19 protein-coding genes and 6 pseudogenes are annotated in these 24,360 nt (G+C 46.7%); 19 read left to right on the forward strand and 6 right to left on the reverse strand.

Going from position 1 to position 24,360, the window contains the following annotated elements:
• Positions 1–49: 49 nt before the first annotated feature.
• The 8 genes and pseudogenes from hypF to ATN88_RS18710 all read left to right on the forward strand — a co-directional run bounded on the left by hypF (position 50) and on the right by ATN88_RS18710 (position 6,868).
• A pseudogene (hypF, locus tag ATN88_RS25625) lies at positions 50–2,430 on the forward strand (carbamoyltransferase HypF).
• 83 nt (positions 2,431–2,513) lie between these two features.
• Positions 2,514–2,927 (forward strand): annotated as a pseudogene (locus ATN88_RS29005) (NADH-quinone oxidoreductase subunit B family protein); the annotation flags it as partial.
• Positions 2,903–3,436: a hypothetical protein gene (locus ATN88_RS29010; RefSeq protein WP_408607723.1), complete on the forward strand. Its 534-nt coding sequence runs from the start codon at positions 2,903–2,905 to the stop codon at positions 3,434–3,436. The pseudogene ATN88_RS29005 and the gene ATN88_RS29010, both read left to right, overlap by 25 nt.
• A complete protein-coding gene (locus ATN88_RS18695; protein ID WP_198158415.1) occupies positions 3,405–4,547 on the forward strand; it encodes a nickel-dependent hydrogenase large subunit in 1,143 nt (380 codons plus the stop codon). The genes ATN88_RS29010 and ATN88_RS18695 overlap by 32 nt, the downstream gene beginning before the upstream one ends.
• The gene (locus tag ATN88_RS28390; RefSeq protein ID WP_198158416.1) at positions 4,547–4,924 is read left to right on the forward strand and encodes a nickel-dependent hydrogenase large subunit; all 378 of its coding nucleotides are present in this window, start codon (positions 4,547–4,549) and stop codon (positions 4,922–4,924) included. The genes ATN88_RS18695 and ATN88_RS28390 overlap by 1 nt, the downstream gene beginning before the upstream one ends.
• A 2-nt stretch (positions 4,925–4,926) precedes the next feature.
• Positions 4,927–5,130 (forward strand): hydrogenase maturation protease, encoded by a 204-nt coding sequence (locus tag ATN88_RS18700; protein ID WP_067419189.1) that lies wholly within the window; start codon positions 4,927–4,929, stop codon positions 5,128–5,130.
• Positions 5,131–5,243: 113 nt separating this feature from the next.
• Positions 5,244–5,414 carry a hypothetical protein gene (locus ATN88_RS18705; protein ID WP_198158417.1) on the forward strand — a complete coding sequence of 57 codons (171 nt, stop codon included), beginning with the start codon at positions 5,244–5,246 and terminating at the stop codon, positions 5,412–5,414.
• Positions 5,411–6,868 carry a PAS domain-containing sensor histidine kinase gene (locus ATN88_RS18710; protein ID WP_067419191.1) on the forward strand — a complete coding sequence of 486 codons (1,458 nt, stop codon included), beginning with the start codon at positions 5,411–5,413 and terminating at the stop codon, positions 6,866–6,868. Before ATN88_RS18705 ends, ATN88_RS18710 begins: the two co-directional genes overlap by 4 nt.
• 79 nt (positions 6,869–6,947) lie before the next feature.
• Here ATN88_RS18710 and ATN88_RS18715 read toward each other — a convergent pair whose 3' ends face one another.
• The gene (locus ATN88_RS18715) at positions 6,948–7,307 is read right to left on the reverse strand and encodes a ribulose bisphosphate carboxylase small subunit (RefSeq protein WP_067419192.1); all 360 of its coding nucleotides are present in this window, start codon (positions 7,305–7,307) and stop codon (positions 6,948–6,950) included.
• A gap of 54 nt (positions 7,308–7,361) precedes the next feature.
• On the reverse strand, positions 7,362–8,690 hold the full coding sequence (locus ATN88_RS18720; protein WP_232313394.1) for a form I ribulose bisphosphate carboxylase large subunit: 1,329 nt from the start codon (positions 8,688–8,690) through the stop codon (positions 7,362–7,364).
• A 592-nt stretch (positions 8,691–9,282) separates the two neighbouring features.
• On the opposite strand from ATN88_RS18720, the gene fba reads away from it, so the two are divergent.
• The 5 genes and pseudogenes from fba to ATN88_RS18745 all read left to right on the forward strand — a co-directional run bounded on the left by fba (position 9,283) and on the right by ATN88_RS18745 (position 14,007).
• On the forward strand, positions 9,283–10,347 hold the full coding sequence (gene fba, locus ATN88_RS18725; protein ID WP_067419193.1) for a class II fructose-bisphosphate aldolase: 1,065 nt from the start codon (positions 9,283–9,285) through the stop codon (positions 10,345–10,347).
• A gap of 36 nt (positions 10,348–10,383) precedes the next feature.
• Positions 10,384–11,309: pseudogene (locus tag ATN88_RS18730) on the forward strand (phosphoribulokinase).
• A gap of 12 nt (positions 11,310–11,321) precedes the next feature.
• On the forward strand, positions 11,322–12,371 hold the full coding sequence (locus tag ATN88_RS18735; RefSeq protein WP_067419307.1) for a class 1 fructose-bisphosphatase: 1,050 nt from the start codon (positions 11,322–11,324) through the stop codon (positions 12,369–12,371).
• Between the two features lie 140 nt (positions 12,372–12,511).
• Positions 12,512–13,093, forward strand: coding sequence for an HAD-IA family hydrolase (locus ATN88_RS18740; RefSeq protein ID WP_083539530.1), 582 nt, complete (start codon positions 12,512–12,514; stop codon positions 13,091–13,093).
• Positions 13,094–13,140: 47 nt separating this feature from the next.
• Entirely contained in the window at positions 13,141–14,007 is an 867-nt protein-coding gene (locus ATN88_RS18745; protein ID WP_198158418.1) for an inositol monophosphatase family protein, read from the forward strand.
• Between the two features lie 72 nt (positions 14,008–14,079).
• On the opposite strand, the gene ATN88_RS18750 is transcribed toward ATN88_RS18745, so the two are convergent.
• The gene (locus ATN88_RS18750; protein ID WP_067419196.1) at positions 14,080–15,693 is read right to left on the reverse strand and encodes a DEAD/DEAH box helicase; all 1,614 of its coding nucleotides are present in this window, start codon (positions 15,691–15,693) and stop codon (positions 14,080–14,082) included.
• A gap of 273 nt (positions 15,694–15,966) precedes the next feature.
• Between ATN88_RS18750 and ATN88_RS18755 the strand changes: the two genes are divergently transcribed.
• The 3 genes and pseudogenes from ATN88_RS18755 (at position 15,967) to ATN88_RS18765 (ending at position 19,544) form a co-directional block, all read left to right on the forward strand.
• Complete coding sequence (locus ATN88_RS18755; RefSeq protein WP_067419197.1) at positions 15,967–17,286, forward strand: paraquat-inducible protein A; 1,320 nt, start codon at positions 15,967–15,969, stop codon at positions 17,284–17,286.
• Between the two features lie 10 nt (positions 17,287–17,296).
• Positions 17,297–18,969 (forward strand): annotated as a pseudogene (gene pqiB / locus ATN88_RS18760) (intermembrane transport protein PqiB).
• Positions 18,966–19,544, forward strand: coding sequence for a PqiC family protein (locus tag ATN88_RS18765; RefSeq protein ID WP_067419198.1), 579 nt, complete (start codon positions 18,966–18,968; stop codon positions 19,542–19,544). The pseudogene pqiB and the gene ATN88_RS18765 overlap by 4 nt, the downstream one beginning before the upstream one ends.
• Positions 19,545–20,003: 459 nt before the next feature.
• Here ATN88_RS18765 and ATN88_RS27665 read toward each other — a convergent pair.
• Positions 20,004–20,253, reverse strand: a pseudogene (locus ATN88_RS27665) (phage/plasmid replication protein, II/X family); the annotation flags it as partial.
• 569 nt (positions 20,254–20,822) lie between these two features.
• On the opposite strand from ATN88_RS27665, the gene ATN88_RS18775 reads away from it, so the two are divergent.
• Positions 20,823–21,203, forward strand: a complete 381-nt coding sequence (locus ATN88_RS18775) for a YgiW/YdeI family stress tolerance OB fold protein (RefSeq protein WP_067419200.1) — start codon at positions 20,823–20,825, stop codon at positions 21,201–21,203.
• A 234-nt stretch (positions 21,204–21,437) separates the two neighbouring features.
• Positions 21,438–21,830: a hypothetical protein gene (locus ATN88_RS18780; RefSeq protein ID WP_067419201.1), complete on the forward strand. Its 393-nt coding sequence runs from the start codon at positions 21,438–21,440 to the stop codon at positions 21,828–21,830.
• A gap of 666 nt (positions 21,831–22,496) precedes the next feature.
• On the opposite strand, the gene ATN88_RS18790 is transcribed toward ATN88_RS18780, so the two are convergent.
• Both ATN88_RS18790 and ATN88_RS25640 read right to left on the reverse strand, forming a co-directional pair.
• On the reverse strand, positions 22,497–22,796 hold the full coding sequence (locus ATN88_RS18790; protein ID WP_083539531.1) for a hypothetical protein: 300 nt from the start codon (positions 22,794–22,796) through the stop codon (positions 22,497–22,499).
• A 47-nt stretch (positions 22,797–22,843) separates the two neighbouring features.
• A pseudogene (locus ATN88_RS25640) lies at positions 22,844–23,026 on the reverse strand (zonular occludens toxin domain-containing protein); the annotation flags it as partial.
• A gap of 717 nt (positions 23,027–23,743) precedes the next feature.
• On the opposite strand from ATN88_RS25640, the gene ATN88_RS27670 reads away from it, so the two are divergent.
• Positions 23,744–23,905, forward strand: coding sequence for a NirD/YgiW/YdeI family stress tolerance protein (locus ATN88_RS27670; RefSeq protein ID WP_232313395.1), 162 nt, complete (start codon positions 23,744–23,746; stop codon positions 23,903–23,905).
• The last annotated feature ends 455 nt before the right edge of the window (positions 23,906–24,360 follow it).

The following is a 24,360-nucleotide window of genomic DNA, read 5'->3' on the forward strand; positions in this document are numbered from 1 at the left end:
CGTTTAGCGGCGTTTATCAGTTGCTCATGCCATAGGGCGTTATGACAGGATTTCGAATCAGGTTCCGCGGTGTCGTTCAGGGGGTAGTTTTAGGCCTACCGTCTGGCGCGTAGCGCGCGAATTGTCGCTAAAAGGGCATGTACTGAATGATGGCGAAGGGGTGATGGTTGTACTCTGGTGTAATCATTCTCTTGCTACTCGGTTCGTCGAGCTCTTAAGGCTCGAATGCCCGCCGCTTGCCAATATCACGTCGGTCGAAATGGATGCCGTTTCGCTTAGTACTCCACCACCAAACAGTTTTGACATCGTTGAGAGTGATGAATCTGCCCAAATAAACGCAGGTATTCCTGTTGATGCTGCTGTTTGTTCTCAATGCATTGAAGAAACGCTCGATCCTACCAGCCGTCGCTACCGTTATCCCTTTACAAATTGCACCCATTGCGGCCCCAGACTCACCATTATTCGTGCATTGCCTTACGACCGTCCCAAAACCAGTATGGAAACATTTCCTTTGTGTAAGGCTTGCGAGAAGGAATACAGCGACCCTGCCGATCGTCGTTTTCATGCGCAGCCTGTTGCCTGTTTTGAATGCGGCCCAACGCTCAAGCTATGTGATGATAGCCAGAGTGAGGTAGCACCAAGTTCACTAGGTGCAATCGATGCTATTCAAGCTGCGGCCAGCTTGATGAAGCAGGGAAAAATTGTCGCGATAAAGGGGTTGGGTGGGTTTCATTTGGCATGTGATGCTACAAACGATGATGTGGTCTCTGAGCTTAGAAGTCGCAAGCAGCGGCCTTCGAAACCTTTTGCTGTGATGGTAGGGAACACGGAAAAGGTATTTACCTATTGTCAGCCATCGACAGAGAGCATTAATTCTTTGGAAAGTGCTGCGAGCCCAGTCATTATAATGCCTTCACAACCTGTGACAGCGTCACGCAAAGAGGTTTCTCAATCTAAAATAGCCCCCTCAGTAGCACCCAATTTGACGGAGTTAGGTGTGATGCTACCGTCAACACCGTTACATCTTCTACTTTGTCATGATGCGGATATTCCCTTGGTGATGACGTCAGCAAACCTCAGCGGCAATCCTCAATGCACCGACAACGAAGACGCTTTTTCTGACCTCAGAGGTATCGCCGATTTTTGGCTGATACACGATCGCGATATCGTCAGCCGGGCAGATGATTCCGTGTTGCGTCAAACTCAACGGGGACTTCAGGTGATTCGGCGTGCAAGAGGATTTGCACCCAGTCCGAGCCCTCTGCCAAAAGGCTTTGAGCAATCACCTAATGTATTGGCACTCGGCGGTGAAGTGAAAAACGCGTTTTGTTTGTTGTCAGAACATGGTGCTATTTTGAGCCAATACATCGGTGATTTGGAAAGCGTAAAAGTGTGGGAGGATTTTCAACGAACGCTAAACCATTTCCAGTCGTTGTATCGCTTTGAACCTGAACGCGTCGCGGTCGATTGTCACCCTGAATACCTTGCCACCAAATACACCAAAGCCACTTTCGACAACGCTTCCGTCATCAATATTCAGCATCATCACGCTCATATTGCCGCTTGCATGGGCGACAACCTATTGCCTCTAGAGCATGACAAGGTACTTGGCGTGGTATTCGATGGTTTGGGTTTTGGTGAAGATGGAACGATATGGGGCGGTGAATTTCTTCTTGCCGACTATCGTGGCTTCCAGCGCGTTGGTCATCTTTCTCCTGTTCCACTTCCCGGTGGTACACAAGCGATCATCCAGCTTGGCGAAATCTGGTTGCTTGGTTGAACCATGGGCATGTAGAGAATAAACAAAAAGATGCGTTGTATGCTCAGCTTAATCTCGACGGCAACGCATTAAAAACGCTCAAAGCGATGATCGAGAGTGGGCTGAACTCGCCAATGTCTTCTTCTGCAGGGCGCTTGTTTGACGCTGTTTCCGCAGCATTGAGCGTGTGTATTCATCAACAAAGCTATGAAGGACAAGCAGCCATTGAATTGGAAGCTCTCGCAAATAGAGACGTTACTGATGAAGAATTGACGGGTTATCCATTCGCGATTCGGTCTGGCTCTCCGACCCAGCTAGATCCGACACCAATGTGGTCTGCCTTGCTTGAAGATCTTTCCGCAGGTATGCCAGCCACTGTGATCGCCAAAAAATTTCATTTTGGTCTTGCTGAAGCCATTAAAGAGATGGTTATTCATTTGAGAAATACTTTCGATATTTCTCCAAACGTTGTGCTTAGTGGCGGCGTCTTTCAGAACAAGATGTTGCTAGAGCAAACCGTTCTAACGCTTAAACAGCAAGGCATTGAGGTTCTCATCCACCGTCAAATTCCCGCCAACGATGGGGGATTGGCCTTTGGTCAGGCATTAATAGCTGCGGCTGTGTCTCTTTCGGGAAACACGGAGAAACAAAGCTTAGGCCATAATCAATAAAGGTTTTTTGCGGGAAAGCAGTCATGGCAAAAGACAAAATGACATTGTTGTGGTTTCAGACAGGAAGTTGTGGCGGTGACACCATGGCATTGTTAAGTGCAGACCGTCCGTCATTTTCAGATCTTCTCAATGATTATCCGATTGAGCTTCTTTGGCAGCCTTCTTTGTCCATTGAGAGTGCCAATAACCTCCATGAGATGATGAATCAAATCATCGAGGGTTCTCTTAAACTCGATATTCTTTGTATCGAGGGCAGTATCATCACCGCGCCTAACGGGACGGGCATGTTTGATGTGTTTCGTCAAACCGCCAAGAAAGATTGGGTGCTTAAGCTGGCGGATAAAGCCCGATATGTTGTCGCAATGGGTACCTGCTCGGCGTTTGGTGGCGTTCATGCCGCTCCTCCCAATCCTTCTGATTGCGTTGGACTTCAAATGGATAAAGAACAGTCCGGAGGATTGCTTGCCCCCGAGTGGCGGAGCGGAGCGGGTTATCCCGTCATCAATCTTGCTGGTTGTCCTGTTCATCCCAATACCATGACAAAAACGCTGGCAATGATTGCCAGTGGCATCATCTTGCAATTAGACGATTTGAACCGTCCGAGAGAGTTCTTCAGCTCATTGGTTCACCAAGGCTGCACAAGGAACGAATACCACGAATACGACGTCGAAGAGTCCGAGTTCGGCACCAATGGTTGTATGTTCTTCAATCTTGCTGCAAAGGGCCTTTTACCCAAGCGACGTGTAATACCGACCTCTGGAACGGACGAAGTAGCAAAACGCGTGTTGGCGTTCCTTGTTTTGGCTGCACGTCACCCAGTTTTCCTGAAGACGAAAGCCTGTTTAAAACTGAAAAGCTAGGACCTATTCCTTCCAAACTTCCCGTTGGCGTCGAGCGGGCAAATTACATCGCCTACAAGAATCTTGCGAAAGCGGCAGCCCCTGAGCGCGTGAAAAAGCGCAAGATGGAGCGTGATGGTAAGAAAAACACTCAATATCGATCTTAACCGCGTCGAAGGGGATTTGGAGTTCGAGCTGGATGTCGAGAACGGCAAAGTCGTGGATGCGCGCTGTATTGGCGTGATGTACCGCGGATTTGAACAAATCATGATTGGGCGAACGCCACGCGATGCGGCAGTCATTACGCCCCGAGTGTGTGGCATCTGCGGTACCGCGCATTTGTATGCCGCGACATTAGCACTTGAACAGATCTGGAATGTGAAGGTGCCACCGAACGCCACCTATATTCGAAATCTTTGCCTTCTTACGGAAGGGATCCAGAATGATATCCGCCAGAGCTTTCTGATGTTTCTGGTCGATTTCTGTCACGACGCGTACCGCTCTCATCCTTTGTATCAGGACATCATGTCCGCCTTTGAGCCTTTCAAAGGAAGACATCATCTCGGCGCGCTGGAACAAAGTCGTGATGCCGTGGGTATCGTTGCCTTGTTTGGCGGTCAATGGCCCCATTCTTCATACATGTTGCCCGGTGGCGTAGTGGGTAAACCGACCATTCGAAAGGTCATCGAATCCCGAGACATCATTAATAAGCTGACCCGTTGGTATGAAAGCGCGGTGATTGGCGATTCGCTCGATAATTGGATGACTCTAACTTCTGCAGATGCCTATCTGGCATCCCTTGAGAGCGACGAACTTAAAGCGCAAAGTGCGCTTGGGCTATTCACCCGATTTTCGCGATCGATTAGTTTACACGAGACGGGGTTTGGCACCGGAAATATGCTGAGTTTTGGTGCCGTCGGTGAGCCTTTAAATACCGCAACGTATGCAACGAAATCGGGTGTTTATGATGCGAAAAGCGGTCAGATTCAGGCACTGGATCAATCGCTGATTGAAGAGCATGTCCGCTATTCTTGGTTTCGACAATATCAGGGAGGTCGACATCCGCATAAAGGGGAAACCATTCCAGATTACCAGAATGAATCCGATCGCTACACATGGGCGAAGGCACCAAGGTATGACGGCAAAGTGATGCAAACGGGTCCAATGGCTGAACTTGTTATCAGTGGCGATCCTCTCGTGTCGGCATTTCATCTAAATGAGGGCGCATCGACATGCTGCGCCAGTTTTCGCGTCTTCGACGTATCGGGTATAGCCTGATGCAAATGAAGCAACTTGTGGACGCATTGAGTGAAGACATCAACGGGGAGTTTTTCCTACCACCTAATCCTCAAGACGAGGTTGATGGAAAAGGGTTTGGAATGATTCAAGCTGCAAGAGGTGGATTGGGGCACTGGATCAGCATTAAAGATGGTGTGATAGACAGATATCAAATCATTACGCCAACTGCATGGAATGCCTCACCACGAGATTCAGATGGTCAACATGGACACTGGGAGCAAAGCGTTATTGGATTGCCGATAGAAGATATTGAGAATCCTCGCATGATAGGCCATGTCATCCGCTCTCATGACCCTTGCTTAGTGTGCACCGTACACATGTTACCGACCGGCAAAAAACTCCGGTTTGGGGTGTAGTCATGCAAACACTTCGAATTCTGTGCTTTGGAAATTCGCTACACAGTGATGATGGCATTGGTTCTGCCGTGGCCTTAAGGCTTAGATATGCAGGGTTGCCCGAGTCTGTGGAAGTCTTTGATGTCGGCATTACTGGATTGAATGCCATGCCGTTGTTTCAAAACTGCGAGCGGGTATTGATCGTCGACGCGGCGGACATGGCTTAACGCCAGGGATATGTTGCTTTATCGAACCCAAAGAACTTGATGAAACGAATCATGCTGACCATATGGGAGGTATCAGTTATTTGCTTCAAGCTGTACGAGCTATTGTAAAACCAATGCCTCATATCGATATTCTCGCTATTCAACCAGCATGTCAGCAAACCTTTGAGCCCCAGCTTTCGCCATTGCTTCAATCTGCATTGGACGAGGTCGAAAAAATCATCGTTGATTACGTATCTGCAAATCAACAATCACAAAATCACGCTGCAAGGCTGGCATCCTCATGACTGAGTCTTCCAGAAAACTCAGACGAGGCTTTCTTTCGCTGGAGGAAGAAAATGAAAAGCTCCGCGAAGAAATCGATGCGCTTCATGCAGCGTCAGAGGCGAGAGAGCAACAGCTTCTGGCGGTAACACATGCCATGGATGACATTCTTCTGGAAGTGGAAAATCAAAGAAATACACTCAAGAAGAAGAACAAGCAACTGCTCGAATTGAATGCCTATATTCGAAGTATCAATGACGCGATGAACAGCATCTTGATCGTCGTTGGTATTGATGGAATGGTTTCTCAGGTCAACCGCGTCTTCATGGAGGATTTGGGCTGGACGGAAGACGAGTTCTCGCACATTCATGTAGACAGTCTCTTTCCAAAAGCAATAATTTCCCACCTTCACAAAGAGACGAAACTCCAGCTCGAATCTTTCGTCGTTTCATACATTACCCAACGCAGTCACCTTGAGTTTGAGACGACGTTGTACCGTAGCAACGGTACGCTGACGGAGTCCGTCTATTTGGTTAAGGGGGAGCAGTTTTATAGTCACCAAGGAAAGCTACAAGGCATTTTATTAACGGCGACTGACATTTCAGAGCTGCGTCACCGGGAGGAGGCACTGCAACATAGCCAGCAGGCATTAGAGAATCGGAATACTGAACTTGCAGACACTCTGTATCAATTAAAGTCAGCGCAGCAGCAATTGGTGCAAGCCGAAAAGCTTGCCTCACTCGGGCAACTGGTCGCAGGCGTTGCCCACGAGATCAATAACCCCATCAGTTTTATTATCGGGAACGTCCATGCCCTGAAGCGCAACGCCGAACGGCTTGAAACCTATCTCTCTTCAGTACAAACAGACCTAAGCCAAGAACACCAAAGCTTAAAAGACGAGCTACGTATCGATGCCGTGATGAATGAGCTGGCTCCGACGATTGAAGATGTCATGGAAGCGGCCGGGCGAGTGAGTGGCATCGTGGAAGACCTCAGCTATTCGAGTGCGCAACAAGCCGAGAAGTCGCCAGTGGATCTCAGTGATGTCATCAGCCTTGCCATTAAGTGGGTTTCTGCGAATCGAGAGCTTAAAAACACGATTCATTTCAAATCGACTGCAAGTACTGTCGTTTTGGGGCACAAAGGACAATTGGTACAAGTGATCGTCAATTTACTCAACAATGCCTTGGATGCCTGCAAAATTGCTGATGAGCCTCGGGTAGATATTGATGTGGGCGAAAATGATGCTTATGGGTGGCTTACGGTAACGGACAACGGCCCGGGCTTGAATGAGGCGCAAATTGGCAAAATCTTTGATCCTTTCTTTACCACGAAGAATGTCGGCGAAGGGACCGGACTGGGTCTGGCAATCAGCTATCAGCTCGTCATGGAACACAATGGAAGCTTGGATGTGGTCAATGTGGCTAATGGCGGCGCGCGATTTACGCTTTCTCTGCCGTTGGCTAAATCAAGCTAGCAGGCTGAAAAAAGACTGGAGATGCTAGGACATACGGTGCAATCTCCAGTCAAAGCCCTACCGTGATAAGACAGGGGGATTATTCAAAACCAGGGGCGCGGTAAATCACCATGGCGGCACCTTGGCTTTGTCGATAGTTGTCATAACCTATTAATCTGACGTGATGCTCAGGGTTTTGGTTATGGCAGAGCTGTGCTTCATTCAGGATTGTGTCGACGTTGGACTCACCAAACATCGGCAGTTTCCACATGTACCAGAACGAACCGCTCGCTTCTTCTGGCTCCGAATGCTCAATCGCAGGGTTCCAGCCTTTGCTGACGATGTATTCCACCTGACGGCGAATTTGATCGGCGGTCATTCTCGGCAAATACGAAAAAGTTTCAAATTTTCGGCTGTGTCGGTCGGTGAGACGCGACGGATAGTCCATCACTTCGCTCATGGCGTTCTCCTTATCAGTTCAAATCATTCCACTGCACATTAGGGGTAATTGCCCCTAGGCATGCACAACATCGAGCTTGTCGACCGTGTCGAATTCAAACTTGATCTCTTTCCACGTTTCCATTGCGGCTTTAAGTTCAGGGCTGTGTTTCGCCGCTGCAGTAAGAATGTCTTTGCCTTCGCGCTCCAGCACTCGACCTTCATTACGCGCTTGCGTACACGCTTCTAGTGCAACACGGTTTGCTGCCGCGCCTGCTGCGTTACCCCAAGGGTGTCCCAAGGTACCGCCACCGAATTGGAATACGGCATCATCACCAAAGATGGAAACAAGAGCCGGCATGTGCCAAACGTGGATACCACCGGATGCAACAGGGAAGACGCCAGGCATAGAGCCAAAGTCTTGGTCGAAGAAAATACCGCGAGATCTGTCTTCTTTGATGACACGGTCACGCATGCAATCAATCCAACCCAAGGTTGCCTCGCGGTCACCTTCAAGCTTGCCGACAACGGTGCCCGAGTGAAGATGGTCACCACCGGATAAACGAAGGCACTTAGCAAGGACCCGGAAGTGAATGCCATGGCGCGGATTACGGTCGAGCACGGCGTGCATGGCGCGGTGAATATGCAGCAACATACCATTCTTACGACACCAGTTTGCGAGGCCGGTGTTGGCGGTGAACCCCGCAGTAAGGTAATCGTGCATGATGATCGGCATACCGAGTTCTTTCGCAAACTCTGCACGTTCGTACATTTGTTCCGGTGTTGGAGCCGTTACGTTGAGGTAGTGACCTTTGCGTTCGCCCGTTTCACGTTCTGCACGATGAATGGCTTCAGCCACATACTCAAAACGATCTCGCCAGCGCATGAAAGGTTGGGAGTTTACGTTCTCATCATCCTTCGTAAAGTCGAGTCCACCACGAAGGCCTTCATAACACGCGCGTCCATAGTTCTTCGCAGACAGCCCCAATTTGGGTTTAATGGTACAACCCAGCAGAGCACGGCCATATTTGTTGAGTTTGTCTCGTTCGACATGAATACCGTTTGGTGGGCCGCCACAGGTTTTCACGTAAGCAATCGGAAAACGCACATCTTCCAAACGCAAACCACGGATTGCTTTAAAACCAAACACATTCCCCACAAGTGAAGTCAGTACGTTAACTACCGAGCCTTCTTCAAACAAATCAATGGGGTAAGCCACAAAGGCATAGAAGGTTGTGTCGTCGCCTGGGACGTCTTCAATCGCGTAAGCGCGTCCTTTGTAGTATTCCAGATCGGTAAGCAAATCTGTCCATACAGTGGTCCACGTTCCCGTTGATGATTCTGCTGCGACAGCCGCAGCAGCTTCTTCACGAGGTACACCGGTTGAGGCTCTATTTTGAAACATGCGAGGATATCTGTGTCTGCTGGGATGTAATGTGGTTCCCAGTACGTATCTCGATACTCCTTTACACCTGCCTGATAACTTTTGGCCATAATCTTGTCCTTTTGTTTTCGAGGAATGCTTGTCGTCAGCCATCCTGTTGTTGGCTTAGAAACAGTGTTAAGGGATTCGATAAGGAAGTGAAATTGCTTCTATTTATGATGATGATAAGAAATCATTTAGTAATGGCTGTTTTTTAAGGAAATAGAAAACGGCGGCTATTTATCTTTATGAATAATATAGGAATAAAAACATTGTTGATTGTGTGGGAAAGATAATTTTATTTACTGCTATGTTTGGCTATCACTATGAATTAAAAGAGAAATACTAACTCCGCACCCCGAGTATAAGATTTGCTTATGCTTTCTCATCTTTTTCCTGATTGGTCGCCTTTGCGCTTTCCCCTTAATGTGATTCAAAAGGGCTGCGGTAAACCATTACATTTCTTCGTTCCCAAACGCTTATCGCAGCAAGCCCGCTGAATATTTCTCTTGCAGATTAGAACGTTTGCGAGAGCTTGGAATTTAAATTACAGCGATTGCAAGGAGAGAGCGTTATGGCTTTGATTAGCTTAAGGCAATTACTCGATCACGCCGCCGAACATAGCTACGGCATTCCCGCATTTAATGTTAATAACATGGAGCAAGTCCACGCCATTATGGGGGCTGCAAGTGCAACGGACAGTCCCGTCATTCTTCAGGCTTCTGCGGGTGCAAGAACCTATGCTGGTGCAGGATTTCTTCGTCACTTAATGATTGCCTCTGTAGAAGAGTGGCCAGATATCCCCGTTGTTGTTCATCAAGACCATGGTGCGTCTCCCGGTGTGTGTCTTCAATCCATCCAACAAGGATTTACGTCCGTCATGATGGATGGATCCTTACTCGAAGACATGAAAACGCCTGCAAGTTACGAATACAACTGTTCGGTAACCCGCCAAGTGGTTGAGATGTCTCATGCTGGCGGCGTATCTGTAGAAGGTGAGCTGGGCTGTTTGGGGTCATTGGAAACCGGCGAAGCGGGAGAGGAAGACGGCTCTGGCGCGGAAGGTATTCTGACTCACGATCAGCTTTTGACAGATCCTGAAGAAGCGGCTGATTTCGTACGCCGAACCGGTGTTGATGCATTAGCCATAGCAATTGGCACTAGTCATGGGGCGTATAAATTTACGCGTCCACCCACAGGTGACATTCTCGCAATCGATCGAATTAAAGCTATTCATGCCCGCATTCCAGATACTCATCTTGTCATGCATGGCTCGTCTTCTGTTCCTCAAGATTGGCTTCAGATCATTAACGAATTCGGCGGCGATATGGGCGAAACCTATGGCGTTCCGGTTTCGGAAATCGTCGAAGGGATTAAACACGGTGTGCGTAAGGTAAACATTGATACTGACTTACGTATGGCAAGTACGGGGGCTGTTCGTCGTTTCCTTGCTCAGAATCCAAGTAACTTCGACCCAAGAAAGTTTTTGACAGCCGCGACAAAAGCCATGGAAGAGCTATGCAAAGAACGCTATGAAGCGTTTGGTTGTGCAGGTCATGCGTCGAAAATAAAAGCCCTTAACCTTGAAACCATGTCTGCTCGCTATGCGCGTGGCGAATTGGATCCTTCGGTTCGTTGAGCTGAGTCCACAAACACATTATCGAAGGAGTTTGCCATGTCTATTAAGCACCCAATTGTGGCTGTGACTGGTTCATCTGGCGCGGGTACATCAACGGTTAAAAATGCAATGGAACAGATTTTCCGTCGCAGCCAGTTTAATGCAGCGGTTATCGAAGGAGACAGTTACCACAAGTACGACAGAGCAGAAATGCGAGAGCGCCTCAAAAGGGCTCATGATAAAGGTAAAAACCTGAGTCATTTTGGTCCAGAAGGGAATGACTTTGGAGAGCTAGAAAAAACCTTTGCTGCGTATGCAGAATCAGGTTCTGCGTTAAGACGCTATTACATTCATAACGAAGAAGAAGCGGCACTACATGGCGCAAAAGCGGGCACCTTTACCGATTGGCAAGCAATCCCAGAGGGTTCAGATTTGCTTTTCTATGAAGGCCTTCATGGCGGTGTGGTGACCCCTCAACATAACGTTGCTCGCTATGTGGATCTGCTAATAGGTGTTGTACCCATCGTAAACCTTGAATGGATCCAGAAAATTCATAGGGATACGAATGTTCGAGCTATAGCCGTGACGCTGTAACGGATACTATTCTTCGACGTATGCATGACTACGTTCATTTCATCACGCCACAGTTCTCGCTGACTGACATTAACTTTCAGCGCGTGCCTATGGTGGATACTTCCAACCCGTTTATCGCGAGAGATATTCCTACGTTGGATGAAAGTATGGTGGTGATCAGATTTAGAGATCCGAAGAAAACGGGCGTCGATTTTCAGTACTTGCTCAATATGATCCACGGCTCGTTTATGTCTCGTCGAAATAACATTGTTGTGCCCGGCGGGAAAATGGGATTTGCGATGGAGTTGATCATGCAACCGCTCATTGAAGAGCTGGTTTATAACGGCTCCAACCGAGTCAGTGTCGCGACTACTCACGATCGCTTCGCGAAACGTGAAATGCCAGTGTAGGGGGCGGACATGATGAGAAAAGGCACAACCTTTACGCGCTTCATTATTGAAGAGCAGCGTCGAATACCTGAATCAACAGGTGAGTTTACCTTGTTGCTCAGTTCTATCGTCACGGCCTGCAAGGAAATCTCAGATGATGTTAATCGCGGGCAGTTGATCAATGTCCTTGGCAGCGCAGACACCGAAAATGTTCAAGGAGAAACGCAGAAGAAGCTGGATATTATCTCCAATGAAATCATGATTCGAGCCATGGAGTGGTCCGGAAATTTAGCGGGAATGGCCTCCGAAGAAATGGAAACCATGTATTCCATTCCAAGTCGGTTTCCGAAAGGTAAATACCTTCTTGTCTTTGATCCACTTGATGGTTCCTCAAACACGGAAGTGAATGTCTCAATTGGCACCATCTTTTCCATTTTGCGGTGTCCAGATGGGATTACTGACCCCAAAGAAGAAGACTTTTACCAAGCGGGAACGCAGCAGGTTTGTGCAGGCTATGTCCTTTATGGACCAGCAACGAATCTGGTGCTCACAACGGGACAGGGCGTAAATGGCTTTACCCTTGATCAGGATATTGGTGAGTTCATTTTGACGCACCCTAAGCTCACCATTCCTGAGCGTACCAGCGAATTTGCTATCAATATGTCGAACCAGAGACACTGGGAACCCGCCATTAAACGCTACATTGATGAAGTGGTTGCCGGCGAAGACGGCGTCAGAGGGAGAAACTTCAACACGCGTTGGGTGGCGTCAATGGTTGCGGAAGTGCATAGGATATTGATGCGCGGAGGGATTTTCCTTTACCCACGAGATAATCGTGACAACGTAACCAAAGGTAGGCTGCGTTTGTTGTACGAAGCCAACCCAATGAGCTTCATCATCGAGCAAGCTGGTGGCTCGGCATCGACAGGGAGAGAAAGGATACTGTCAGTCCAGCCAGAACATTTACATCAGCGCATTCCTGTCGTTATAGGAGCCAAGGAGGAAGTAGAGCGGGTACATCGCTATCACATCGAAATGGACAAGGAGCTAAATGGCTCTCCGCCGCACCGACAAGCTAATTAGTTGTTCTCGTCTGTGTTGTTTTCATCCCCAAAGGAGAAGGAGCAACCCATGCTGAAACTCAATAATATTCACGCAATTTGTTTTGATCTCGACGGTACGCTGGTGGATACAGCGGATGACTTGCTCACGCCGCAGAGGAAATGATGGAAGAACTCGGGCTTCCATTTGGTGGTGTTGATGAAATCAAAAGTTGGGTGGGAGATGGTCACGAACGGTTGATCCACAGGATCATTACGCGTCACCTCGATGGTGAAGTCTCAGAGAATGTCTACAACATCGCGAACCCGATTTTTCATCGCGCGTTAAGAAGCCGTCAGTATCAGAACACACAGCTTTATCCTGACGTTGCAGCATGTCTTGAACGACTGGAAAGCATGGAGATTCCTAGGGCGTGTGTGACGAATAAGAACACAGCGCAAGCTTATGAAGTGCTCGACCATCTTGGTATTCGTCACTATTTCACGGTGGTTCTGGGACAGGATTCGGTCGCAGAGCCAAAGCCTTCTCCTGATGGCATTTTTGAGGCTGCTGAGCACATGAAGGTGGATGCCATCAATGTGTTGATGGTTGGGGACTCTGTCAACGATGTCAGAGCCGCGAGAGCAGCGGGAAGTTCAGTGGTTGCCGTCTCATACGGCTACAACTATGGCATTGATATCAGCAGTGCGAATCCGGACTCGGTGATAAATAACCTCGCGAGCATTCCCAAAATGATCGCGTAGTGGGCAATGTGATCACTTAACAAAGGAAGTAGGTGGTTAGAATGTTGATGAAAAACGGAAATCAAGAGCTCGACGCCGTATTAGGCATGCCGGTAGAACTGTGCGCACTCTATGTGGAGAACGTTGTCCGAGATACGGCGAAAACCTCCATCATGAGCCGTTTTTCGTCCCTCAAAACTGCAGCACTTAATGTTCAACACAAAGATGATCAATCGCTGGTGACGCTTGCGGATAAGGAAGCAGAACGCGTAATAACCGAAAAGCTCATCGAGAAATGGCCGAGTATCCCGGTTCTCAGCGAAGAGCTTTCACTTGAAGAACAGGAGCAGGTACTGAGCGACAACAGTGATGCGTTGTGGATATTGGATCCTTTGGACGGAACCAGCAATTTTACCGCAGGCATTCCATATTTCTGCACGTCTCTTGCGCTTATCATCAATGGCCAAGTTGTGATGGGATTGGTCTACGACCCTTGTCGTGATGAGGCGTTTTTCGCGGCAAAAGGGAGTGGGGCGTTCATTAATAACCATGCGATTGAAGAATGGCAAGAAACGGCTGAGCTTTCACAAACCATGGCGTTAATCGATTTCAAACGGCTATCGCCACCTTTAGCGTCTGGCATTGCTGCATCACCACCGTATCGCTCTCAGCGAAGTTTTGGAGCCAGTGCGCTTGATTGGTGTTGGATTGCATCAAACCGATGCCAGATTTACCTTCACGGGAGCCAGAAGCTTTGGGACTATGCCGCGGGATCGCTGATTTTGGCCGAGTCGGGAGGTGTATCTTCAACCTTCCAAGGCGAGGAGGTGCTTCATTGCAGTTTACATCCGCGAAGCGTCATTGCTGCGTCAACAGGGCGATACTTTGAGCTATGGGATAGTTGGCTGGAAGACAAAATCCCGCAAAGCGTTTGATGTTTCTCAACGGTTTTTGAACAACAAAAAAGCCAGCGATTGCTGGCTTTTCTTCTTATGTTACTGTGTGAATTAGTAGTTACCCCAATTCACTTTCACATTGTCACCAGAAGGGCGACGTTTAGCGGCAGGCTTGCGCGATTGACCTTGCTTAGGCTGCGCTGCTTGTGGATGACCTTGTTTGTTCTGGCCGTCGCGATCGTTCGTTCTTTCGCGGTTTCCTTGATTTGCACGGTTACCCTGTGGCTTGCGGCTTGGTTGCGCTGCGTCACCTTCACGGCGTGCAGGTCTGTTACCTTGAGGGCGGCGCGGTTTACCCTCTGCTGACAGACCTTCTTTTTTGCCTTCAGCGTTTGCATGACGTGGCTTGCCTCTACCAAAAGACGGTTTGTTCTTTTGTGCTGGCTTATCCTTATGGCCATTGTTTGCGTTTGCAGACGTGTGTTTCGCTTCGCCATTATTTTGCGCTGCGCCTTGTACGCGCGGCTTCTTAGGTTTCTTCGGCTTTTTAGGCTTAATAGGGCGCGTATCCAGTTTTGACTCTGGCAACGTGTTTGTTGCTTTAAAACCATCCAATTCAAGTCGAGGCAACACTTGTTGAATTAAACGTTCGATGCCGAACAGATCATCGGCTTCATCTGCACAAACCAAGGATACGGCTTTACCTGCTTCGCCAGCACGACCTGTGCGACCAATGCGGTGCACGTAGTCTTCTGAAACGTGTGGGATTTCGAAGTTCACAACTTGAGGTAGTTGAGGAATATCAATCCCACGTGCTGCAATATCCGTCGCGACCAATACGCGAACATCACCGGTTTTAAAATCAGCCAGTGCTTTTGTACGGGCACTTTGGCTCTTGTTACCGTGAATGGGCGCTGCTGTAATTCCTTCATCATTCAGGAAGTGAGAAAGCTTGTTTGCGCCATGTTTGGTGCGGGTAAATACCAACACTTGCTTCCATTCGCCATCTTTAATCAGCTTCGAAAGCATTGCTGGTTTCTTTTTCTTGTCTGCAGGGTAGATAAACTGCTCAACAGTGCGCGCAGTGGAGTTTGCAGGCGTCACTGAGATTTCGACTGGATTGTTCACCAAGCCTTTAGCCAGTGCACGAATCTCGTCTGAAAACGTTGCTGAGAACAGCAGGTTTTGGCGGTTCTTAGGCAGCAGATCCAGAATTTTCTTGATGTCACGGAAGAAGCCCATGTCCAACATGCGGTCAGCTTCGTCTAGTACCAACACTTCCAGTTGAGAGAACTTCACGGCATTTTGTTGGTACAAATCCAGCAGTCTGCCAGGCGTTGCCACCAAAATGTCAGTACCTTTGCGCAGGTTCAACATTTGTGGATTGATTTTCACGCCACCAAATACAACGCTAGAGCGCAAGCGCAGGTGACTGCTATAGCCAATCGCGTTTTCGTGGATTTGTGCTGCCAATTCACGCGTCGGTGTCAGGATCAACGCACGAACATGGTTTCCTTTCACGCGCGGACCATGGCTCAAACGCTCAAGAATAGGGAGCGTGAAGCCCGCCGTTTTACCCGTACCCGTCTGTGCTGCAGCCATTACATCTTTACCTTCAAGTACGGCAGGAATTGCCTGAGCTTGAATCGGAGATGGCGTGTCGTAGCCTTTATCTTGAATGGCACGAAGAATTGGAGCAGAGAGACCGAGTGAGGTAAAACCCATATATATACTTCTCAACAAGATGACGCTCAATGTAGAGCGTTCGCCGACAGTTCGGCGTGCTTTGGGACAAAGGGGCGCTATTCTGCGCCTTTCGTCTTGGTAGAGCAATGAATATCTGGCTTACAGACTAGAAAACCGATGGAAAATAGGGCGCAAAGTGACATTTCAACGTTTTGCTTTGGTCATATTAGTCGACGCTGAATCAGGGATAAGACGCAGCAACCAGTTACTCTTCATATAATTATCTGAACTTCATGCTAAACGAGTTCGCTTATGTCGAAACCAGAACGCACATTAATCGCTTGTCACGAGTGTGGGCTGGTATCTGCGATCCCGCCGCTTGGAAACGGCCATAAAGCATCGTGCCCGCGATGCGGTCACACATTGGCAAGACGTGTAGAAAACTGTTCTGCGAAAGTTACCGCGTTTGGCATCTCATGTTTGGTGATGCTGGCATTGAGTTGTTCCTTTCCATTTATGTCATTCAGCGCAGGTGGTATTAGCCACCAAATTTCATTGATTGATGCCTTACAGGTATTTCGCCACTTTGATAACAATGCGCTTGCAGCACTCTTGCTTTCTACCGTCATTTTCCTGCCGGCACTTTATATCGTTGTCGTGATGTACTTGTTCGCATTAACTGAGAAAAAGGTGGAAGGGAAAGCCACTTTAACACCTGATCACGTGGCCAAACGTCTGTGTCGCTTAGTCTTTCGGGTGGAAATATGGTTGCTGGTCGATATTTTTCTCATTGGTGTCATTGTTAGCTTGGTAAAAATCGCGGCGTTGGCAGACGTAGAGTTAGGAAGTGCATTCTGGAGTTATGCCGCTTACAGCGCGCTCGTGGTGCTCTTTTCACGCGCCATCGACAAAGAATGGCTTTGGGAAAATCTGTTACCTCATTGTTCAACGGGCGATGTAAAAACAGGGGATACGCACCTTTCTAGCAATCACACCGCTTGCAGCTTGTGCCATCAAATAAATCCTCATTCGAAGGGAAAACTGCCAACGTATTGCTGCCGTTGCGACAGTAAACTGCATCATTATGAGCCGCGCACAAACGATAGCTGGGCGTGGTCTTTTCTCTTCAGTGCAATCATCTTTTATATACCGGCCAATCTCTATCCAATGATGTACACAGTTAGCCTCGGAAGCACCGAACGTTCCACCATCATGGACGGCGTTATCCTGCTTTGGCAGTTAGGATCGTATCCCGTCGCGTCGATCATCTTTATCGCGAGCGTGTTTGTCCCGATGACAAAGATGTTCATCATGATTTGGTTATTACGATCATCAAAAGCGACGACATATGAGAGTGATAGTAATGCCATGAAAAAGCTCAAATACTACCGATTCACAGAGTTGGTAGGGCGCTGGTCTATGATCGATGTGTTTGTTGTCGCGCTGCTTTCTGCATTAGTGAATTTGAAAGGGTTGATGACAATCAGTCCAGGTCCAGCGGCACTTTATTTTGCGTTAGTGGTGTTCTTCACCATGTGTGCTGCGTTGATTTTCGACCCTCGAACATTTTGGGGACCTTACGTGCCAAATAAGCAAAATGAAACATCTGCATTAACTGTTCAAGCAGCATGAGTGATGACTAATGAATGAACAAGAGGATGTCACAGCGACAGTTAAAAAAGGGCGGTCATTCTCCGCCGTGTGGATATTGCCGATCGTTTCTTTGGCAATTGGGCTTTGGATGCTTTACCAATATCAAACCAGTCAAGGCACCTTGATTACGCTGTATGTTCAAACGGCTGAGGGCATAGAAGCAGGAAAAACCGAGATTCGCGCCCTGAGCGTAAAAGTTGGCGTGGTGACAGAAGTATCACTCAATAAGGATTACTCGGCCATTGTCTTAAAGCTAGGATGGATAAAGACGCCGACCGAATGTTACTTGAAGACTCGACCTTTTGGGTGGTGAAACCACGAATAGGAAAAGAGGGCGTGTCAGGCTTACAAACCCTGCTTTCGGGAGCGTATATCGCGCTGCGCCCCGGGCAATCCGACAAAAAGGAAGACGCGTTTACGGTGCTCGAGGTGCCACCCGTCGCACCGCCTGATGCAAAAGGCTTAAGAGTCGTGCTCAACGCGCAAAAAGCCGGAAAGCTCTCTGTCGGTGACCCTGTGTTGTTCGATGGATTCACAGTAGGGCGCGTGGAAAATGTGGACTTTGATATCGAAAAGCAAAAGGCAGCTTATCAGCTTTTTATCTTTCAACCCTATGACTCACTCATTCGTAGCGAAACCCGCTTTTGGCTGACGTCAGGCTTGAACATTAAGCTCAATGCGCAAGGATTTGACGTGGAAGTGGCGTCATTAGAGTCCTTGATTAGCGGAGGCGTTACCTTTGCAGTGCCAAAAGGACAGCCATCGGGATACCCAATTTCAGAACAGATGACGAGCTTCCGATTGTTTGACGATATCAAGCAAGTGCAAGAGCAGATGTACGATAACTATCTGGAATATGCGTTGCTCTTTTCCGAATCCGTACGAGGACTAAATCCCGGCGCACCGGTTGAGTATCGGGGCATTCGCATCGGTACCGTAGAGAAAGTACCGCTTCATTTAAATGATAAAAAACATGGGTTTGCATCTAAACAAATCCCAGTGCTTATTCACATTGAAATCGAACGAATCCTTGAACCAACACTGACGATCACAGCCAATGAACTCATCGATGACTTTGATAACGAGTTCAAAAGCGGATTGCGAGCCACGCTAAAAACAGGGAACTTGCTGACAGGGGCACTGTATATCGACACCGATTTCTATGAAGATGAAGTCGATAAAGACTACCTAAAAAACTACCGTGGCTATCGTAACTTTCCGACCGTTTCTGGTGATTTTACGCAATTTCAACGCCAAATCGGTAGCATTCTCAATAAGTTGAACAATCTTCCCGTCGAGAAAGTGTTGACCTCTTTAGATGATACTTTGATTGTCACACAAGAGACGATAGGCAGCGTAAACAATGCGGCTAAGGAGCTGGATTCACTTCTTAAGCGTCTCGATACGCTGGCGAAAAAAGACGAAACACAGAAGTTACCGAAGGAAATTCGTGAAACGCTGCAGCAACTGCAAATCACGTTGAAAGGGTTTAGCCCTGATTCTGCGTCTTATCAACAGCTTCAAGAAACGATGAAAAGCTTCAATGATGCCATGGATGAGTTTGGTCCGCTGATGCAAAAACTTAATCAAAAGCCTGATTCGTTAATCTTTGGAGAGAGTCCTGAAGGGGATCCTATGCCTGTAAAAGGAAGAAAACAGTGAAAAAAATACTGATATTCAGCCTGGCAATTTTCTCTCTCGTTGGTTGCAGCAGTACGCCAACACCAAAGACAACAACATATTTGTTGCCAATTGTCGATGTCAGCAAACGAGTCTATAAAAAAGGAGAGCCCATATTGGTCGTGCAGCCAGTCAAGGTTGCTGATTATCTCTCTAACAATGGCCTTGCTTACAGGACAGCAAAGAACGAAGTCGTCATCGCGCAATATAATTTATGGGGTGAAGATGTCTCCGAACAAATCTCCGAACGGTTGACTGCAGAGTTAAAAAGAACAAACGCAGCGATATGGCCAACAGAGCCAAGCGCAGCACTTAATGCGCTAGACTCAAAGACGTTACAAGTTAACGTTGTGCAATTTGATGGGGATTACCAAGGAAACGCCACGATTGCAGGCGAATGGACCTTGATGAATGCCAACGGTGACATTGTGATGTCAAAAGGATTCGAGATTAAAGAGCCATTAGCAACAGAGGGATATCCCGCACTGGTGGATGCGTTGAGCGCTACCTTGAACAAACTGGCAAAAGATATCGCGAGCACAATGCAGGACAATTAAAAGTACCGGCCTTAGGTAAGAGGTAATCAAGCGAATACGGCGCACCGAGAAATCTCCGCGCTAACTGCGTTTAGATTTAGCGATATCACAATCCAAACCCGTCAGAATCCGATCTCCACAAACAGCACTTGTCCAAATCCAGATAATTCATCAGAGAATGAAGAAGCTGACAGTAAACCATGTTTAGTGGCAGCTTATTAATAAGCTGGTAATTATCTATTTTATGGTAAATAGATAATTACGTTTAATAGACTGAAATTGTTGAAGAAAGAGGGTCATTACAGACAGTGGAGAACCAGATTTCGCGTAGCTGCATATCTCATTTAACATAAGATAGATAATGCGAACAGTATGTGTAGACGCAAAGTTGCTGCTGCTCTGTTGTCACTGACTGAGCGTCAGGTTCAACGGCTAATGAATCAGTTTCGCCAGTCCGGTATCGAAGGACTGGTCTCAATTCGCGAGAACTTGGTTATAAATCGCCACACAGTCATCAATAGACGTAAAACCGTACGCTGCCAACGTGAAGGATTCCCCTCTACGCGCACTCTATTGCCGTTACAGCGGATTGTTAGCTTAGTGGTGAATGAACCTCTAAAATCTTTTGATTTACGCTAGGTGGGAGTTTTTTGCCTGTTTCTATATCAACGCGCTCTATGACATGAGTGCCCACAAAAGGAAGCCCCCCATCAGGATGATCTTGCTGCATGAAAAGTTGAACGATAAAAAAACACGCGAGAACCTGTCAATGAAGGCTACGCGCTGGTTCTGGTTCTGAGGATGATTCTAGGTTAGGCGTTCGGCTTGTGCCTCGTTGCGCGCTACGCACTTGCTTCTATGCCTTGCAGGTATAAAAAAACCCAGCCGAAATAAGCTGGGTTTTGGGAGCCGTCCTTGGCATTACTCTGTAGTCAAATACAATGTAACGCTAAATATGAGTTTCAAATAGCCCCACTTATCGTTATTGCACAAACTGATAACAATAGTTCGCATTATCGCCATTATGTTACGGGTGCCTTTGCCGCGTCCGATGATCCTCGCAAGCTCGCCCACATAGCTGCTATCGGCATCGGCCAGCGCTTTGCAACCTTGCCAACCGCAATCCCTCAACATAACGCCAGACCAGATAATGCGCACTAATATACTAATTAACTCAATATATTCAGATGGTTAATTCTAAATCCTAAACCTTACAAAAATGTAAAGTGACTCGCAAAATAAACCGTTGTAGATTTGCACTGTCTCTACTTTGAGACTCTTTCATTAACGAGGTTATTTATGAAAACGTATTTTTGTGCTGCTGCTTTAATCTTTGGAACAACCCTCTCTGCTGGCGCATTTGCTAACAATGTTGTCTCTCCAGCTATGGGCGGTTTCTCTGGTCCAGTCAATGCGATTGGTACAGTCAAAGCTGTTTTAGATGCAGGTATGTTCAGTGACGACCAACCTGTATCACTCACTGGTTATATTACCCAATCTCGCGGTGGTGAAACCTATACCTTTCAAGATGCTACTGGCGTGATTGATGTCGAGATTGACCATGACAAATGGTTTGGTCAGCAAGTAACGCCAAAAACCAAAGTCGCTATCCTGGGTGAAATCGACAAAGAGTTTAACTACACAACGATTGATGTGGATAGCATTCGAATCGTTCAGTAATTCATACAAAAAAGCCCACGTTCTGTGGGCTTCGATTTTAACGTTATAAAGAAAAACTCATGGGGAGAATTTACTCAGTAGAAGGCGAAGTACGAGAACTCCAAAAGACGATACATGAACAAGCAAAAATAATTGAACAATTAACGAAACAGCAACAAGTATTATATTGAGACCAAAAGTCGCTATTAGAGCATGCGGCTTTTTTAGCCCCAGCCCACTACCAAACGAGGAACAATGCCCAAACAACCCGGCGATATCGACGACAAAAGCCTTGTCGAGTATGCAGTTATCACCGTCATTCTTCCCAATAAGTACTTACCTAAGAAGTTGCAATTGCGCGAATATGGCGTTCCTGAGAGTACTCTGAGAGACATCGGTGTTACGACCATATGTAATTTGACCGAAAAAGGCTGTTACATTGAATCGATGACTCTTGCTAGGGAATTTTTAGAATATGCGCGTCGCACATTTCGACGGCGTGGCAATATCTATATTCATAATATTCGAATAGATGTCCGAAGCTCTAAGCATCAAGGAACAAGGGACAAGGTTCGCCGTGACTCGGAAGCCATTCGCAACGTATTGGCAAATGAAAAGGACAAAAAGCAGCCTAGCAGGACTGTATGAGACGGCGTAAAAACGCTTCTAAGTAGACTACACGCCGCTTCTGGCTCTGAGGGTACTAAGCAAGGAGCTCGGCATGTGCCTTGCTGCGCGCTTGCTTCTATGCCTAAAAGGCATGAAAAAAGGGACGTGTTAACGTCCCTTTCTCTTTATTTGCGAAGCTTTCCATCATTGTTTCGGTCCCGTGGTTGTTCTCCACCGCCGGGTTTAGGTACGTTGACGTTAGGGTTAATCGGTCTTCTATCTGCCATTGTATATTTAATCTGTATGACAAGTATTGCTGCAGATGCAGCAGCCATTTGATTTTGAGTCTGTTTTCTTTGCTTCATTTACCGCATCACGGTAATTCGTGAATAAGCCAAGGTAGTGACGATTATGTAATTGAGGGAGATGAGAGCATGTGCCAGTATGAACTTCATGATCACCGTTTGATTGTGCGTTTTTGTTTACCTAGCAATGCGTAGTCATTTTTCACCTTCAAATTAATACAACTGACCACAAAGCTTTTTAGCTTTGTCTTAAAATACAAACCACAGATTGACTACTTTTTTGTGCGTCATTTTTTAAATGTGAAGATTAATCATACAAATTAAAGATATAAAAAACCAGTCATAAAGGCTGGGTTTGTCATTTTTAACGTACTGGTATGTTATCAAATCAGTATCAACGTTATTGTATGACGATTTGAATGCATTTGTTTTTATTAGTAAGTGATATGCTGATGTTCCAAGATAATTTTTCATACTGCTGTTTTAAAATTCGAGTAGCTTCATTTGCTATGCTTGGCGTATATTCCTCACCGCAGCAAAAGCTAAAATCAACAAACCCATTAGATGTTAGGTTGTTAGTGATCATCTCATTGATTACGTTAACTAGCTTATCAATATTACGTTCATCTATCAATCTAGCCACCTCTTGAATGCCTTTATGCACATTAGTAAAAAAAGCGGGTAATGTAATTGATTGCATTAATGTCATTATGGAAAGAAGATCACGCAAGACGATAACAATAGTTCGCATTCATCGATAAGCGGAAAGGCATCTTTCGGTGTCCAGTGCCAGAACTTAACAAGCTTGATACGCCCCAAGTTTATTCCCCAAACGTTAGTGGCAATCAAACGCCCCGCTTTTACTGCAGGCAGCAAGCGTAACCAGATAGCTCCTGATGTTGGGGCACCGTGATGAATAAAGATACTCATAGTTTGAACACCTGAAGCGCAAAACGGGTTAACAAGGCTTGAATGATTATTTTATTCGATTTAAATCAATAATTTAAAAGTGTAATTAACTGAAGGTATAACCTAAAGACATAAAAAACCCAGCCGTAAAGGCTGGGACAAAACAAAGTTTTGATTAGTCATATGAATGAAGAGTCCTCTAAAACCCTTCATTCACATTATTTACAAAAACATCAAGTGCTGTCTATATATATGGCGTTCACATAAGATAAACTTAGATATTGCTTCCAAGTATGCCAACAAATGGCCAGTAATTTAGTCAATAGAGTTCACATTTACGAGTGCCTTTGCCGCGTTCGATGATTCTCGCAAGCTTACTCAAATAGGCCGCTATAGGCATCGGCTAATGCTTCGCTAGTGTGCCAGGTGCGATCCTTCTGATCAGTTAACGCGAACTTAGGTTTGACATTAATGGAAGTTAGTTCAACATATTCAGATGGTTAATCCTTAATTGTAACCTTACAGAAACGAAAAGTGACTCGTAAAACAATCCGTTGTAGATTTGCGCTGTCTCGAAATTGAAACTTTTCATCAACGAGGCTATTTAGAAAACGTATTTTTGTGCTTCTGCTTTAGCTCTCGGAACAACGCTCTCTGCTGGTGTATTTGCTAAAAATGTTGTCCCTCCAGCTATGGGCGGATTTTCAGGTCCAGTCAATGTTATTGGGACGGTCAGGTATGTTCAGCGATGATCAACCTGTATCAATTACGGGTTATATTACCCTATCTCTTGGTGGTGAAATCTATATTTTTCAAGATGTTACTGGCGTGATTCATGTGGAGATTGACCAAGATGCAAATAACGCCCAAAACCAAAGTCGCTATCCTAGGCGGAATTGACAAAGAGTTTAACTACACAACGATTGATGTAGATAGCATTCGAGTGGTTAAGTGATATGACAAATAAGCTTATACTGTTTAGGACTGTTTGGTATGAATCAAAACACAGGCAATTTGCCGCCTTTGTCTTCTTTCAGACGAGCCGATTAACGTTATCTAATATCAGAAAATCATTAAGGTCTGGGAGTGCTAACACCTTATGTTAAACAAACTTGTTGGGCCGACCTCTTCTTTAACTCAAAGAAAAGAGTAAGACGTTTGTAATTCGCCCTTCCCTCCTAAACTCGACGTCCTGCAGCTGCTTAGCTAACGCAAAGGCATGAGCATGCATAACGACATTACCGCTTTAATGCCTGACAGGCAAAAAAAACCAGCTAAGGAGGCTTAGCTGGGCAAGGAATCATCATCGACAGGAGATGATAGTGCAGAGGAACTTATTAGTATGCTTATTAGAA

The organism is Enterovibrio coralii (assembly GCF_001559595.1).
In the GTDB taxonomy this organism is placed as follows: Bacteria; Pseudomonadota; Gammaproteobacteria; order Enterobacterales; family Vibrionaceae; genus Enterovibrio; species Enterovibrio coralii.